Source organism: Nocardia sp. NPDC005978 (assembly GCF_040614455.1).
In the GTDB taxonomy this organism is placed as follows: Bacteria; Actinomycetota; Actinomycetes; order Mycobacteriales; family Mycobacteriaceae; genus Nocardia.
Window position 1 is genome coordinate 37304 of the sequence record NZ_JBEXUS010000036.1, and the last position, 14567, is coordinate 51870.

12 protein-coding genes are annotated in these 14567 nt (G+C 69.0%); 1 reads left to right on the forward strand and 11 read right to left on the reverse strand.

The features are described from left to right. Nucleotides 1–90 precede the first annotated feature (90 nt). From ABZ319_RS18365 to ABZ319_RS18380, 4 genes are read right to left on the reverse strand one after another with little or no spacing between them, the layout of a single operon-like run. Nucleotides 91–1833 (reverse strand): hypothetical protein, encoded by a 1743-nt coding sequence (locus ABZ319_RS18365; protein WP_354987607.1) that lies wholly within the window; start codon nt 1831–1833, stop codon nt 91–93. Between the two features lie 6 nt (nt 1834–1839). Beyond that, nucleotides 1840–3498, reverse strand: coding sequence for a class I adenylate-forming enzyme family protein (locus ABZ319_RS18370; RefSeq protein ID WP_354987608.1), 1659 nt, complete (start codon nt 3496–3498; stop codon nt 1840–1842). Nucleotides 3499–3528: 30 nt separating this feature from the next. Then, on the reverse strand, nt 3529–4659 hold the full coding sequence (locus ABZ319_RS18375) for a serine hydrolase domain-containing protein (protein WP_354987609.1): 1131 nt from the start codon (nt 4657–4659) through the stop codon (nt 3529–3531). Nucleotides 4660–4672: 13 nt separating this feature from the next. Further along, nucleotides 4673–6040 (reverse strand): NAD(P)-binding domain-containing protein, encoded by a 1368-nt coding sequence (locus ABZ319_RS18380; RefSeq protein ID WP_354987610.1) that lies wholly within the window; start codon nt 6038–6040, stop codon nt 4673–4675. A 213-nt stretch (nt 6041–6253) separates the two neighbouring features. Here ABZ319_RS18380 and ABZ319_RS18385 point away from each other — a divergent pair, with 213 nt between their 5' ends. Then, nucleotides 6254–6919, forward strand: coding sequence for a TetR/AcrR family transcriptional regulator (locus tag ABZ319_RS18385; protein ID WP_354987611.1), 666 nt, complete (start codon nt 6254–6256; stop codon nt 6917–6919). Here ABZ319_RS18385 and ABZ319_RS18390 read toward each other — a convergent pair. From ABZ319_RS18390 to ABZ319_RS18420, 7 genes are all read right to left on the reverse strand, one after another. Next, a complete protein-coding gene (locus tag ABZ319_RS18390) occupies nt 6916–7323 on the reverse strand; it encodes a nuclear transport factor 2 family protein (RefSeq protein ID WP_354987612.1) in 408 nt (135 codons plus the stop codon). The two genes, ABZ319_RS18385 and ABZ319_RS18390, sit on opposite strands and share 4 nt — an antisense overlap. A 143-nt stretch (nt 7324–7466) precedes the next feature. Beyond that, nucleotides 7467–7697 (reverse strand): hypothetical protein, encoded by a 231-nt coding sequence (locus ABZ319_RS18395; RefSeq protein ID WP_354987613.1) that lies wholly within the window; start codon nt 7695–7697, stop codon nt 7467–7469. Between the two features lie 91 nt (nt 7698–7788). Beyond that, on the reverse strand, nt 7789–8544 hold the full coding sequence (locus tag ABZ319_RS18400; protein WP_354987614.1) for a sirohydrochlorin chelatase: 756 nt from the start codon (nt 8542–8544) through the stop codon (nt 7789–7791). Continuing rightward, a complete protein-coding gene (locus ABZ319_RS18405; RefSeq protein ID WP_354987615.1) occupies nt 8541–9914 on the reverse strand; it encodes a uroporphyrinogen-III synthase in 1374 nt (457 codons plus the stop codon). The genes ABZ319_RS18400 and ABZ319_RS18405 overlap by 4 nt, the downstream gene beginning before the upstream one ends. Then, on the reverse strand, nt 9911–10312 hold the full coding sequence (nirD, locus tag ABZ319_RS18410) for a nitrite reductase small subunit NirD (protein ID WP_354987616.1): 402 nt from the start codon (nt 10310–10312) through the stop codon (nt 9911–9913). Before nirD ends, ABZ319_RS18405 begins: the two co-directional genes overlap by 4 nt. Before the next feature lie 124 nt (nt 10313–10436). Then, nucleotides 10437–12974 (reverse strand): nitrite reductase large subunit NirB, encoded by a 2538-nt coding sequence (gene nirB, locus ABZ319_RS18415; protein ID WP_354987617.1) that lies wholly within the window; start codon nt 12972–12974, stop codon nt 10437–10439. Between the two features lie 27 nt (nt 12975–13001). Next, complete coding sequence (locus ABZ319_RS18420; protein WP_354987618.1) at nt 13002–14462, reverse strand: nitrate/nitrite transporter; 1461 nt, start codon at nt 14460–14462, stop codon at nt 13002–13004. Nucleotides 14463–14567 lie beyond the last annotated feature (105 nt).

Below are 14567 nucleotides of genomic sequence, written 5' to 3' on the forward strand. Positions count from 1 at the left end.
TCTTCCCGCGGTCCGGGCGTGCGCCCAACGCACGCCCGAACCGGAAACTAATGCTGATCAGTGGATTTCGTTGCCTGAACCGAAGCCGGGTCAGCGCCGTCCCGCGCGCAGGAACCGGCCGGTGCGCCGCTCGCCCAGGTGCGGCGACTTCTCGCCGCGGCCGAAGACGTACTCGCCGTTGACGAGCACCGCGGTGACGGTGGCGTCGTTGCGGTTGACCATGCGGGAGAGGTTGTCGTACTCGGGCACCACGCTCTCGGCGTAGGCCGCGAGGGAGTCGTCGAGCCGGGCGGGATCCACGATCACCACGTCGGCGCGATCGCCCGCGCGCAGATGTCCGGCATCCAGGTCGTACCAGTCCGCGAGCTCACCGGTGAGACGGTGCACGGCGTGCTCGACGGTCATGAACGGCGTGCCCGCCTGTTCGGCGCGGTGCACGCGCTCGAGCAGCCGCAACCCGAAGTTGTAGAAGGCCATATTGCGCAGATGCGCGCCGGCGTCCGAGAACCCGAGTTGCACACCGGGATCCGCGGCCAGCCGATCGAGGACCTCGGGACGGTGATTGGAGATGGTGGTGTGCCAGCGCACTTTGGGACCGTGCTCCACCACCAGATCCAGGAAGGCGTCCACCGGGTGCAGACCACCCCGGTCGAGGCCGACCTGCCCGAAGGTCTTCCCGATGACACTCGCGTCGGGGCATTCGGTGATCTCGGCGTCGAAGAAGTCGCGGTGCCATACGCGCGGACCGTACTTCTTGTCGTAGTCCTTGCGGAACCAGCGCCGGTACTCCGGATCGGCCAGCAGGTCGCGCCGCTCGTCGAGCTGGTTGGACAGGTGCAGAGCCGCCGCGCCGGAACCGAACTCCTCGAAGACGGGCAGGTCGATGCCGTCGGAGTAGACCTCGAACGGGACCGGCAGATGCTGCCAGCGGAAGTTGCCGCCGAGCCGGTTCACGATCTTGGCCAGCAGCGGGAAGATGTGCACCACACCCGGAATCGCCTTGATATCGGCGGCCGAGAGCAGGCTGACCTTCAGATTCGGCCGCCCGATACCCAGCGAACTGGCCACCATGGCGATCAGACTCTGCGGGCGCGGCACGTCGGGACCACCCTGGAGCGCCCGATTACGTTCGCGCAGAATGCGATTGAGCCGTCGGCGTTCCTTGGCCGTGGCGTAGGTCGAGGGCAGGGTGCGTGAACGGCACACCTCGCCGTCCAGCTTGTCGAACAGCAACTGCTGTGACGACATCCCCACGAATCCCGCATCGAGGGCCTCGGAGAGCTTGTGCTCCATGGCTTTCAGCTCGGCCTCGGTCGGCCGCACATCGGGCCGGGTGGAGCGATCCAGACCCATCTGCGCGGCGCGAATATCCGAATGCCCGATGAACGCCGCGAGATTCGCGCCCAGCGGCAGCGACTCGAGCGCCGCCACATAGCCGTGCGCGCTCTGCCAGGTCTTGAGCCCGTCCATCGCCTCCACCACGTGCTTGCGCGGGATGGCCTCCACCCGGCCGAACAGATCTCCGGCGTCGGGACCGTCGACATGCACGGTGGACAGCGAGCACGAACCGAGCAGGATCGTGGTCACGCCGTGCCGCACCGACTCCGACAGCGACGGGTCCAGCAGCACTTCCACGTCGTAGTGGGTGTGGATGTCCAGCATGCCGGGCATCACCCACTGCCCGGCCGCGTCGATGACGCGGCCGCAGCCGGAGTCGTCCAGGCCGCTGCCGATATCGGCGACCCGGCCGTCACGGATGCCGATATCGCGCACGGCCGACGGCGCGCCGGTGCCGTCGAACCAGCGCCCGCCCTTGATGAGGATGTCGTACATGGTCTTTCACTCCCCCACGGACAGTTCTCGGCGCAGCACCTTGCCGGTGGCGTTGCGCGGCAGGGCATCCGCGGTGACGAGCCAGCGCGCGGGCACCTTGAAGTAGGCCAGGCGCTTGGCCACGTGGTCCCGCAGTTCGTCCACGGTGACCGCTTCCGGATCGGCCACCACCACGACGGCGGCCACCTCCTGCCCGAGATCCTCGTGCGGGACGCCGATCACGGCGGACTCCTGCACCAGCGGATGCTCGTCCAGGGCGTTCTCGATCTCGGTGGGATAGACGTTCTCGCCGCCCCGCAGAATCAGATCCGAACGCCGCCCGGCCATTTGCAGCCGGCCCTCGGACAGGAAGCCGAAGTCGCCCGTGCGCAGCCAGCGGTTCTCGTCGATGCTCGCGCCGGTGGCGACGTCGTCGTTCCAGTAGCCGAGCATGACGTAGGCGCTGCGGATGCAGATCTCGCCCTCGACACCGTCCGGCACCACCGTGCCCTCGGGATCGCGAATCTCCACCGCCACACCGATGATGGGGCGGCCCACGGTCTCCGGCCGGGCCGCCAGCTCGGGCGGCGTGGCCACCGTCGCGGCGGTGCCGCTCTCGGTGCAGCCGTAGCTGGTGGTCAGGGCGACCTGCGCCACGGGGAGGCGCTCGCGCAGACGGGCCTGCAGGGCGGGCGAGGACGGCGCGGCATTGAGCGAGAACGCCGCGAGCGAGGTGAGGTCGTACCGCTCCAGGTCCGCGTCCAGCAGGCGGCTGGCCATGGTGGGCACCGCGCCCCAGTTGGTGATGCGCTCGGATTCGATGAGGCCGAGCACCCGCTCCGCCTCGAACGCGCCGGTCTGGAAGATGACGGCATCGCCCGTGCGCAGGCGCGGGATCACCAGGTTGTGCAGGCTCGCGATGTGGAACAGCGGCGAGGTGGTCAGGAAGCGGCGGCTGGTGGGCGAACCGTCCCAGGGCAGGCCGCGGAAGCCGGCGGCCAGGGCGTCGGTGAAGCGGTGATAGTCGCTGACCGCCACCATGTTCCGATGCGAGTGCACCACGCCCTTGGGGCGGCCGGTGGTGCCGCTGGTGTACAGGATGCAGGCCGGATCGTCCTCGCCCACGGTGGTTTCCGGAAGCTCGCCGGCGAATTCGGCGACCAGCGCGGGCAGATCGGTCTCCATGGTGAGCACCGGCACGCTCGCACCGCTCTCGGCGAGCAGCGCGGCCCGCTTGGCGTCGGCGATCACGACCTTCGGCTCGGTGTGCGCGAGGCCGTAGGTGATCTCCTGCGGCGCCCACCAGGCGTTGTAGCCGACCGGGATCGCGCCCAGCCGCTGCGCGGCCCAGAAGGTCAGCACCCATTCGGGGGTGTTGGCCGCCAGGATGCCGATGCGATCACCCTTGCCGATGCCGTAGCGCCCGGCCAGGGCGGCGGCCAGCGCGCCCGCCGCCGCGTGATGCTCGGCGAAGGTCACCCGGGTGTCCCCGGAGACCAGATAGTCGCGGTCACCCAGCGCTCGCGAATCGTCGAGCACCTCGAGCAGCGAGCGGCGGCGGTTCCGGAACACCGGAATGGTCGCGCCGAGCACCGGCTCGACGGTCATCTCGAACGGCCCGCCCGGTCCGGTGAGCTTCGCGGCGATCTGCGCCGCGAGTGCTTGGAGGTCAACGGCTTGCGTCATGGATCAATCCTCGGGTGGTGAAGGCGAACATCAGCGGAAGGTGGCGTTCAGGTAGGCGTCGGCGCGTTCGGAGCCGATCAGGCCGGTGGCCATGCGATTCATGGCGTAGGCGAAGGTGATCCGTCGATCCAGGTCGTTGACCACCATGGCCCCGCCGAGGCCGCCCCACCAGCACACCCGGCCGTCGGGCACGGTCGGCGCGGTCTGCGCCTGCGGCAGGCCGTAGCCGATGCCGAACCGCAGCGGCAGCATGATCGCCAGGTCGACCCCCTCGGCCTGCTGCTCGAAGATGAGGTCGATGGTCTTGGCCGACAAGAACTTCCGGCCGCTCAGCTCCCCGCCGTTACTGATGAGCGACTGCACCCGCGCGATGGACCGCGCGTTGCCGTGACCGTTGACCGCGCCGTTCTCCGCCTGCCGCCAGCCGGGCCGCCCGCATTCGGCGAAGTCCAGCAGCGGCTGGAACAGCGTCTTGTACATGACGCTGTCCTGCGGCAGCAGCGACTGATCGAACTCCGGCAACTCCGGCGGAATGAGGGTCGCGATGCGATCGAAATGCTCGGGGCCGGTGCCGATGTGGAAATCAGCCCCCAGCGGGCCCGCCAGTTCCGCGGCGAAGAACTGCCCGAGGGTGCGCCCGGTGATGCGCCGCACCAGCTCGCCGATCAGATGCCCGTAGTTCAGCGCGTGATACGCCGAGGCGCTGCCGGGCTCCCACCAGGGCTCCTGCTCGGCCAGCCGCGCGGTGGACGGCCCCAGATCGTAGATGTCGGCGATCTCGATGGGCGCTTCCCAGCCGGACACCCCGGAGGTGTGCGAGAGCAGGTGCCGCACTTCGATATCGCCCTTGCCGCCGGCCGCGAACTCCGGCCAGTAGTGCGCCACCTTCTCGAAGACGTCCAGCTCACCGCGATCGACCAGCAGCAGCGCGCACAGCGCCGTCATGGTCTTGGTGATGGAGAAGGTGTTGACCAGGGTGTCCGCACCCCAGCGCACGGTCCGTTCCGGGTCGGCGTGGCCGCCCCACAGATCCACCACCGGTTCGCCGTCCACCACGACGCACACCGACGCGCCCAATTCCGCGCCGGACTCCACCTGTTCGGTGAAAGCCGCTCGCACGGCGGCGAATTCATCGGAGCAATAGCCCGAAACCACAGTCATGATCGATATCCCCTCAGACCCGCGCGGCCGCACGCGGCGGGACGGGCAACGCGTAGTTCTCGGCCGCGGCGCGCTTCGCGCCGCGGGCCATCTCTCGCTCCAAATCCCTTACATAGGGCTCGAATTCGGTTTGGATGGTGTGGCGGGGCGAATCGTAGTAGCGCCCGCTGCGGGCCTGCTCGTTCATGCGGATCGCCTCGTTCATCTCCACGTCCGAGGGCAGGTGGTAGTTGCCCGTGAGGTAGGCGGCGATGAGCTTGGACTGCTGTTCGGCGAAGTTCACCAGCGTCGGCATCGGCTGCGCCAGACCGAGATAGAACAGATTGTCCACCCCGGGCTTGATCATGTGCCGGTACAGCGGGATCCGGTTCCGGGAGTCGGGCACCAGGTCCGGCTCGGAGAAGAACGGGAAGGAGATGTGATAGCCGGTGGCGCAGACGATCACGTCGACCTCCTCCACGCTGCCGTCCGCGAAGTGCACGCGGTCGCCGTCCAGGCGGGTGATGGCCGGCTTGAAGTCGATGTCGCCGCACCCGGCCCGGTGCAGGAACTCCTCACTGGCCGAGGGGTGCGCCTCGAACGGCAGGTGATCGGGCTTGGGCAGGCCGTAGTCCTCCATGTTGCCGCGGTTCTTGACCACGAATCGCTGCTTGAGCTTGAGACCCAGCTTCGGCGGCATCCACGGCGGCAACGAGGACTTGTCGCCCACCTTGCCGTTGACGTACTTGGGCAGCACCCAGACCCCGCGCCGGGCGGACAGGAAGAACTTCGAGGCGATGAAGCGCTGGGACAGCTCGCTGGCGATGTCGAGCCCCGAATTGCCCATGCCGACCACGACGATGCGCTTGCCGCGCATGTCGATCGGGTCGAACGGGTCGTTGTAGGCGTGCGAATGCATGAGGACGCCGTCGAATTCGCCGGGGTAGTCCGGCATCCGGGGATCCCAGTGGTGGCCGTTGCAGACCAGCAGTACGTCGTAGGTCTCGGTGCGCCCGGTGTCCGTGGTGATCACCCACAGGCCCGCGGCGTCCCGCTTGGCGCCGATCACCTTGGTGTTGAAGATGATTCGGTCCCGGATGCCGAAATGATCGACGTAGTCCCGGAAGTACTCGTGCAACTGCGAATGATGCGGGAAGTCCGGCCATTCCGCCGGGGCCGGGTAGTCCTCGAAGGCCAGCCGGAACTTCGAGGTGTCGATGTGCAGGCTCTGGTAGCAGGCCGACATGCCGTTCGGGTTCTTGAAGTACCAGTTGCCGCCGACCTCGTCGGAGGCCTCGTAGCAATCGAACGGGATGCCGTACTCGGCGAGGCGCTTGGCGGCGGTGATGCCGGACGGGCCCGCGCCGATGACGCACACCCTGGGCAACTCTCGGGTAGTCAATTACTTCTCCTGCTTCGGCTGTTCCGGAATTGGGTCACAATCCCCTGCCGGACGTGATGTGACACACACGCTAGCAGTCGCTAGACATGGTGTCTAGTGAATCTACAAACGTCTACTATCGGGGGCGTGACCCGGACAGACGTAGACTCGAGCAGCGGAAAAGGCCATCACACCGATGGCTTTCAAGCATCCGACCAAGGCGGCCGAACACCCATGCAGACCGAACCGGCACCCGAGACCGTGCCCGCGGCGGCACCGAGCACCCGGCGCACCTCGCTGCGCGACGAGCAGAAGCGCCTGACGCGCACCCGCCTCATCGAGGCCGCGAAAGGGCTGTTCACGACCCAGGGGTACGCGCCGATCCGGGTGGACGACATCGCCGCGGCGGTCGGATGCAGCCGGGCGACCTTCTATCTGCATTTCAACGGCAAATCCGATGTGCTGCGCGCGATCGCCGAACAGGGCGCGCTGCCGAGCGTGCAGTACTTCTACGAGGACCTGGACCACGTGCTGGAATCGGGCTCGCGCACCGAGTTCGCGGCCTGGATGCGGCGCTCCATCGACTGGTTCCAGGAGTACAAGGATCTACTGCCCGCCTGGGACGAGGCCACGGCCCTGGAACCCGAGTTCCGGGAGGTGGCGCGCGAGGGCATTCTCGCGGTACCCAACGTGATGACCGCGTATCTCTCGCGCTGGCCGGCCGATCGCCAGGACGAGGCGCGGCTGCGTATCGAACTGCTGGTGGCCCAGCTCGAGCGGTTCTTCACGCGCTGGGCGATGCAGGGCACCATCGATGTCTCCGCGGACGAGGCGGCGACCGTGCTCACCGATATCTGGTATCCGGCACTGCAGACGCCGGCAAATTCACAGCGAGACTAATTCGGCAACAATGTGATTCGCGCTTGTTTCAATTCCCAGAAAGCGCGGAGCGCCACGATCAGGCCCGCCGAATTCACCCGGTACGTGAACACACCGTCCACTTCCACGGCCCGGCCGTCCCGCTCGCTGCGAATGGTCCCGACGAAGGCGACCTCCTGCCCGCAGGCGAAGGAATCGGTCATCCGGAAGTCGATGACGCTCTGCGCGATCGCCAGCTCCCAGAAGGCCGCGATGGCCTCCGGGCCGGCGTGGCCCGCGCCCACCGGATCGTAGGGCGAGACGCCGATCGGATCCTCTACCCGGGCATCGGCGGCGAACAGCGCCAGCCACGCGGTCTTGTTCCGGGCGCGCACCGCGGCCTGGGAGGCGAGTCCGGCACGGCGGGCAGGGTGTTCGACCGACATGCGGCCATCCTGGCCGGATCGGGGGCGGTACGGGCGGCACAGGCTCGCTCAGCGGGACGCCCGCGGCCCGGAATCCGCCCGCGACGCGCAACGGGCCGGTCTCCCGTCGGAGACCGGCCCGTAAGTGACAGCGCCGAGCGCGATCAGTTGGTGCGCGCGGCGGAACCTGAATAGCCGAAGCCCGCCATCGGGCTGGTCGCCGTGGCCGGATCCTCGGCCAGGGTCTGCCCGCTGCAGTCCGAGTCGGTGAGTCCGGTGATCTTGCAGGCGGCCAGCGGATCCCAGGGATCCACCGCGGGCGCGGCCGCGGCGGGGGCGAAAGACCCCGCGGCACAACCCACGATCAAACCTGCTGTCACAACGAGCTTTTTCACCAGGGAGCCTCCGAGCGTTATCGAATTTACTTCTCGCACAGTGCCACGGCACCGCGGAAAGCACCAACAATCGGAGATTCAGGCGATTCGATCAGGCCGCGCGAACGGCGGTCACCTGTTCGGCGCCGGTCAGGTAGCGATCGATCAGCAAACTGACGATGGCGGGATGCACGCCGATGGGTTCGGCCACCCCGTCCGCGCCCGCCGCGTGCAGGCGCTCGTGGAACAGCCCGTGCGCGAGCAGGTACGAGGCGATGAAGACGCGCTGCGCGCCCGCGGCCCGCAGTTCGGCCACCACCTCGGGCACCCGGGGCTCGCCGGTGGCGATGTAGGCCAGCCGGACCGGGGCGCCGATCTGCTCCGCGAGCAGCCCGGCCGCCCGCCGGACGTCCTGGCGCGCACGGGGATCGGAGGAACCCGCGGCGGCGAAGACCACCGCGTCACCGGGCCGCCAGCCGGCCGCGCGCAAACGCATGCGCATGACCGCCGCCAGCGCCGGATCCGGGCCCATCGCCGGGGTGACCGCGACCGCGTCGTGCGCGCTCGCCGCCACCTCGCGCGGCACATCCTGATAGACGTGGTAACCCGAGGCCAGGAAGGCCGGAACCACCACGGCGGGAACCGATCCCAGATCACCGAGCACCTCGGCCGGTGAGGGGCCGAGCACGTCGACGAACGCGGTGCGCACCAGCGAGTCACGCGCGGGCCCCGATGCCGCCCCGAATGCGGCATCGGACGCCCGCGCGGCCAGCTCGTGCGACACCGCCTCGGCGAGCGCGGCGATCATCTGCACACCCCGGGTGCTCCTGGTGCCGTGTGCGACCAGCACCAGGGCCGGGGCGTTCACCACGCCCCCGCGACCGGTGCGGGCCGGGTGGCGCGTACCGGAACCCCGGATCCGCTCACCGGCGGGGCCGGATGCGCGGGGCGGGCGGCCCCGGTCACCGGGGGCTCGGCCGGGCGCGCGGACGGACCGCGGCCGGGCAGATCCTGCCGGGCGAAGTTCGAGGTGCGCGGCGGAAAAGGCTGTCGCGCCACGGGAGCCGCGGGCGCACTGACCACGGGGCGCGAATTGTCGATGCATTCGGCCGGATCCAGCGCGAGCCGGTAGCCGCGCTTGACCACCGTCTGAATGGCCTTGGGCGTGCCCAGACCGGCGCGCAGGCGCGCGATGGCGGTCTCCACCGCGTGCGTGTCGTCGCCGCCACCGGGCAGCGCCGCCAGCAGATCCTCGCGCGAGACCACCCGGCCGGGCTGACGCGCCAGCGAGCGCATCAGCGCCATCGGAGCGGGGGCGAGCTGGCGGACCTGCCCGTCCACCACCACGCACGCGCCGCGCACGCTCAGGATGTGCCCGGCGGCCTGAATTCGATTGGCGCGCCGGGGCAGTTCCTCGGCCACGTGCCGGGCGAGCGCACCCAGGCGGGCACGGCCCGGCATGGAGGTCGAGACGCCCAGCTCCTCCAGCGGAGCCGCGGTGATCGGGCCGACGCAGGCCGCCAGCACCCGCCCGCGCAGGGCGTGCAACACCGGCTCGAGCAGCCCGGTTTCCTTGGCGCGCATGAGCAGCGAGGCCACCGCGGGCGCGCTGGTGAAGGTCACGCAGTCGATGCCGGCGGTGACGATGGCCTCGATGAGGCGATCCATGGGTGTGCGATCCTGCGGCGGGGTCCAGCGGTAGACCGGCACCGGCACCACGTCCGCGCCCGCGCAGCGCAGCACCTCGCAGAAGTCCGGAACCGGTTCCCACTCGGTGGTCGCGCCGTGCAGCTGCACCGCGATCCGCACGCCCTCGACGCCCTGGGCCAGCAGGTGATCGAGCACCTCGGCGGAGGACTCGGAGGCGGGCGACCACTCCTCGCGCAGCTCGGCGGCGCGGATCGCGCCCTTGGCCTTGGGACCGCGGGCCAGCATGCGGGTCGAGGCCAGGGTGGCGCGCAGGTCCTCGGCCAGGCCCCAGCCCTCGGCGGCCTCCATCCAGCCGCGGAAGCCGATGCCGGTGGTGGCGACGGTGATCTGCGGCGGATCGGCCACCAGCTGGCGCGTGACGCGCTCGAGTTCGGTGTCGTCGGCCAGTGGAATGATTCGAATCGCCGGTGCGGTAACGATATTGGCGCCGCGGCGAGCGAGCAGGGTGCCCAGTTCATCGGCCCTGCGCGCCGCGGTGATCCCGATCGTGAAGCCGGCCAGCGGGGTACCCGCGTCGACCTCGGTCATGCCGGACCGTCCGGGGATCCGGGAAACTCCAGCGCCGAATTCGACAGTGCGACAACACCATCGACCACGCGGACGGCGTAGACCGGCAGCGCCACGCCGTCGTCGTCCAGGCAGCGCCCGTCGATCAGCGAGAACGCCTGCTTGAGCAGCGGAGAGGCCACCACGGGCACCCCCGCTCGGTCACCGACGATGCCGCGCGACATCACCGCAGCCCGTCCGAACGGATCGATATTGCCCACGGCGTACAGGGTTCCGTCCGCCAGCAGGAACAGAGCGGCCTGCTGGCCGCCCTTCAGCAACACCGCCACGCCGCGGCCGGGAATGAGGTAATCCAATCGGCAAGCCGGGGTCCAGCCGGTAACGCTGGTCGCGGTGCCTGGTGTGTCGATCACGGTCATCGGTAACTCTCCTCCGAACGTCCTGACCTATTGGTACCGACGTCCTGTTTCCATGCGGTTAAGCGGTCATTTCCCCGACGTGGCGACCGGAACTGCTTCGTCACAGTCCCGGTCGCGGCGCTGGTCAGGAAGCCGGCGTAACCGGTACGGCGGGCAGGCCCAGCAGCACCGGGACCTTGCGTTCGCCGCTGTCGTCGAAGCCGATGGTGGGATCGGACTCCTCCGGGGCGTTGACGAAGGACACGAAGCGCGAGAGCTTGCCCTCGTCCTCGAGCACGGCCGCCCACTCGTCCTGGTAGCCGGCCACGTGGCGCTCCATGGCGGCTTCCAGATCCTCGGCGATGCCCAGGCTGTCCTCGCACACCACGGCCTTGAGGTAGTCCAGCCCGCCCTCGAGGGCCTCCTGCCACGGCGCGGTGCGCTGCAGGCGGTCCGCGGTGCGGACGTAGAACATGAGGTAGCGGTCGATGTAGCTGATCAGGGTCGCGTCGTCGAGCTCGCCGGCCAGCAGCACCGCGTGCTTGGGGGTCAGGCCGCCGTTGCCGCCGACGTACAGGTTCCACCCGTGCTCGGTGGCGATGACGCCGACGTCCTTGCCGCGGGCCTCGGCGCATTCGCGCGCGCAGCCCGAGACGGCCAGCTTGATCTTGTGCGGGGAACGCAAACCGCGGTAACGCTTTTCGAGCAGCACGGCCATGCCGACCGAGTCCTGCTGGCCGTACCGGCACCAGGTCGAGCCGACGCAGGACTTCACCGTGCGCAGCGACTTGCCGTACGCGTGGCCCGATTCCATGCCCACGTCGACCAGGCGCTGCCAGATCAGCGGCAGCTGCTCCACGCGCGCGCCGAACAGGTCGATGCGCTGACCGCCGGTGACCTTGACGTACAGGTCGAATTCCTTGGCGACCTGGCCGATGGTGATGAGCTGATCGGCGGTCACCTCACCGCCGGGCATGCGCGGCACCACCGAGTAGGTGCCGTTCTTCTGCAGGTTGGCCAGGAAGTGATCGTTGGTGTCCTGCAGCGCGGCCTGCTCGCCGTCCAGGATGTGATCGCTCGAGGTGGAGGCCAGGATCGAGGCCACGGTCGGCTTGCAGATGTCGCAGCCGGTGCCGGTGCCGTGCTTGGCGATCAGGCCCGAGAAGGTGCGGATGCCGGTGGACTGCACGATGTGGAACAGCTCGGCGCGCGACTGCGAGAAGTGCTCGCACAGCGCCTTGGACTGGGCCACACCCGACTGCTCGAGCAGCTTCTTGAGCATGGGAACGCAACCGCCGCAAGAGGTTCCGGCATTGGTGCAGCTCTTGACCGCGGGCACGTCGCAGGCGCCGTCGGCGATGGCGCCGCAGATCGCGCCCTTGGAGACGTTGTTGCACGAGCAGATCTGCGCGTCGTCCGGCAGCGCGTCCGCGCCCAGTTCCGCACCGGCGGGCGAGATCAGCGCCGCGGGCTCGGCCGGGAGCGGGCGGCCCACCAGGGGACGCAGCGCCGAGTACTGGGTGGCGTCGCCGACCAGGATGCCGCCGAGCAGCGTCTGGGCGTCATCGGAGACGACGAGCTTGGCGTAGGTGCCCTTGGCGGCGTCGTGCAGCACCACCGAGAGCGCGCCCTCGGTCTTGGCGTGCGCGTCGCCGAAGCTGGCCACGTCCACGCCCAGCAGCTTGAGCTTGGTGGACAGATCCGCGCCGGGGAACTCCCCCGCGCCGCCGAGCAGGCGGTCCGCGACCACCTCGGCGGTGCTGTACCCGGGGGCGACCAGGCCGTAGCAGACGCCCTCGATGGCGGCGACCTCGCCGATGGCGTAGATGTTCGGATCCGAGGTGCGCAGCCCCAGATCGGTGATGATGCCGCCGCGGGGGCCGACCTCGATCTCGGCGGTGCGGGCGATCTCGTCGCGGGGACGGATGCCCGCGGCGAAGACGACCATGGCGGCCGAGAGCGTCGACTCGTCCGAGAAGGTGACCTCGAGCCGCTCGGAAAGCGGTGCGTCCGGGCGGGATTCGATGGCCGAGGTGCCCACGCCGGTGTGCACGACCAGGCCCAGCTCGGTGACCAGCTGCTCCAGGATCGCGCCGCCGCCCTCGTCGATCTGGGCGGGCATCAGCCATTTGTTGTACTCGACCACGTGCGGGGTCATGCCGAGCAGGCGCAGCGCGTTGGCCGCCTCCAGGCCGAGCAGGCCGCCGCCGACGACCACGCCGACCGCGCCGGGACCGGCCGCTTCGGCGGTGGCGCGGATGCCGTCCAGGTCCTCGAGGGTGCGGTAGACGAAGCATTCGGCGGCGTCGCCGCCGGGCACCGGGGGCACCCAGGCGTACGAACCGGTGGCCAGCACCAGTGCGTCGTAGCCGATGATGTCGCCGGCCGAGGTGGTGACCTTGCGGGTCGCCTTGTCGATGGCCTCGGCCTTGCAGCCCAGCCGGACCTCGACGAGATCGTCACCGGGATAGTCGTTTCCGGCCAGCGCCAGCGCCGAGCTCTCCCACACCCCGACGTAGGAGGACAGGCCCACCCGGTCGTAGGCGGCGAGCGGTTCCTCGCTCAGCACGATGACCTGCCAGGCGTTCGCCTCGTCGCGGGAGCGCAGCGCCTCCACGAACCGGTGTCCCACCATTCCGTGGCCGACGACAACCGCGGTCTTACGTTCGACTGTGTTCGTCATGACAGTCCTTTCGAGATGGGGAACGGGTCAGGCCCGGGCCGAGGAGGTGGACGGTGCGGCTTCGGCCTCGAGCACGAGGGCTTCGGCCTCGACCACGACATCGGGGTCGGAAGAGCGGGCGCGCAGGCTCGGGCGGCGGACGAAGACCGTCCAGCAGACCGCGGCGCAGACCACGTAGAAGGCCATGAACACCCAGAAGGCGGTGGTGGCCGAGGCGGTGGCGGAGTACGAGGAGCGCAGCACCAGGTTGATGCCCACGCCGCCGAGCGCGCCGATGGCGCCGACGAAGCCGATGAGCGAACCCGAGCAGTTCTGCGCCCATGCCGAGCGAGTCGCCGAATCACCCTGGATGCCACGGGATTTCGCCTCGAACACGGAAGGGATGATCTTGGTGACCGCGCCGTTGCCGAGGCCGGAGATGATGAACAGCGCGACGAAGCCGACGATCATGGCGGTCAGCACGCCGCCGGTCGGGCGGCCCGCGTTGTCCCCGATAGCGCTGGCAGTCGCGACCAGGGCGGTCGCCGCGGTCATGCAGCCGAACATGTACAGCGCCACCCGGCTGCCGCCGATCCGGTCGGCCCACTTGCCGCCGTAGGGGCGGGCCAGCGAACCCAGCAGCGGGCCGATGAAGGCGATCGAGGCGGCGTGCAGCACGGCATCGGCGGCGGTGGCGCCACCGGCCTTGAAGTTGATCTGCAGCACCTGGCCGAAGGCGAAGCTGTAACCGATGAACGAACCGAAGGTGCCGATGTACAGGAAGGCGATGGCCCAGGACTGCGGCACCTTCAGCGCGGTGATCATGAAGGACAGGTCGGCCTTCTGATTCTTGACGTTGTCCATGTTCAGCGCCGCGCCCAGGGCCGCGATCACGATGAGCACCAGGTAGATACCGCACACGATCGAGGCGTTGCCGTAGGCGTTGCCCAGGGTGGCGATGACCGCGAGGCCGATCAGCTGGATCACCGGGACGCCGATGTTGCCGCCGCCGGCGTTCATGCCCAGCGCCCAGCCTTTGAGCCGCTGCGGGAAGAAGACGTTGATGTTGGACATCGACGAGGAGAAGTTGCCGCCACCCAGGCCCGCGAAGGCCGCGATGATCAGGAACGTCGTGTACGAGGTGCCCGGGCGGTTGATGAAGAACAGCGTCAGCAGCACCGGGATCAGCAGCGCCAGCGCGCTGACGATGGTCCAGTTGCGGCCGCCGAACTTCGCGGTCGCCACGGTGTACGGAATCCGCATGACGCCGCCGACCAGGGTCGGCACCGCGGCCAGGAAGAACTTGCCCGGGGTGTCGATGTGGAACACGTCGGCGGGCATGAACAGCACCATGACCGACCAGATGGTCCAGACCGAGAAGCCGATGTGCTCGGCGAAGACCGACCAGATCAGATTGCGGCGCGCGATGTCCTTACCACCGGCTTCCCAGGCGTCGATGTCCTCGGCATCCCAGTGCTCGATGTCGCGATTACGCGTCAGCGTCTTCAAAGCGGCCCTCCTGAAATCTGGATGACTTCAAGGTAGGAAACCGGTATTGCCGCAATGCTGCGCGAAATGACCGTTAAATCAACGGTTGCTCACGATTACCCGGAT

What these genes read in the sequence shown, in the direction of transcription:
- ABZ319_RS18365 (WP_354987607.1), bottom strand. Translation starts at nt 1,833, where the DNA reads ATGTACGACATCCTCATCAAGGGCGGGCGCTGGTTCGACGGCACCGGC.
- ABZ319_RS18370 (WP_354987608.1), bottom strand. Translation starts at nt 3,498, where the DNA reads ATGACGCAAGCCGTTGACCTCCAAGCACTCGCGGCGCAGATCGCCGCG.
- ABZ319_RS18375 (WP_354987609.1), bottom strand. Translation starts at nt 4,659, where the DNA reads ATGACTGTGGTTTCGGGCTATTGCTCCGATGAATTCGCCGCCGTGCGA.
- ABZ319_RS18385 (WP_354987611.1), top strand. Translation starts at nt 6,254, where the DNA reads ATGCAGACCGAACCGGCACCCGAGACCGTGCCCGCGGCGGCACCGAGC.
- ABZ319_RS18390 (WP_354987612.1), bottom strand. Translation starts at nt 7,323, where the DNA reads ATGTCGGTCGAACACCCTGCCCGCCGTGCCGGACTCGCCTCCCAGGCC.
- ABZ319_RS18405 (WP_354987615.1), bottom strand. Translation starts at nt 9,914, where the DNA reads ATGACCGAGGTCGACGCGGGTACCCCGCTGGCCGGCTTCACGATCGGG.
- nirD (WP_354987616.1), bottom strand. Translation starts at nt 10,312, where the DNA reads ATGACCGTGATCGACACACCAGGCACCGCGACCAGCGTTACCGGCTGG.
- nirB (WP_354987617.1), bottom strand. Translation starts at nt 12,974, where the DNA reads ATGACGAACACAGTCGAACGTAAGACCGCGGTTGTCGTCGGCCACGGA.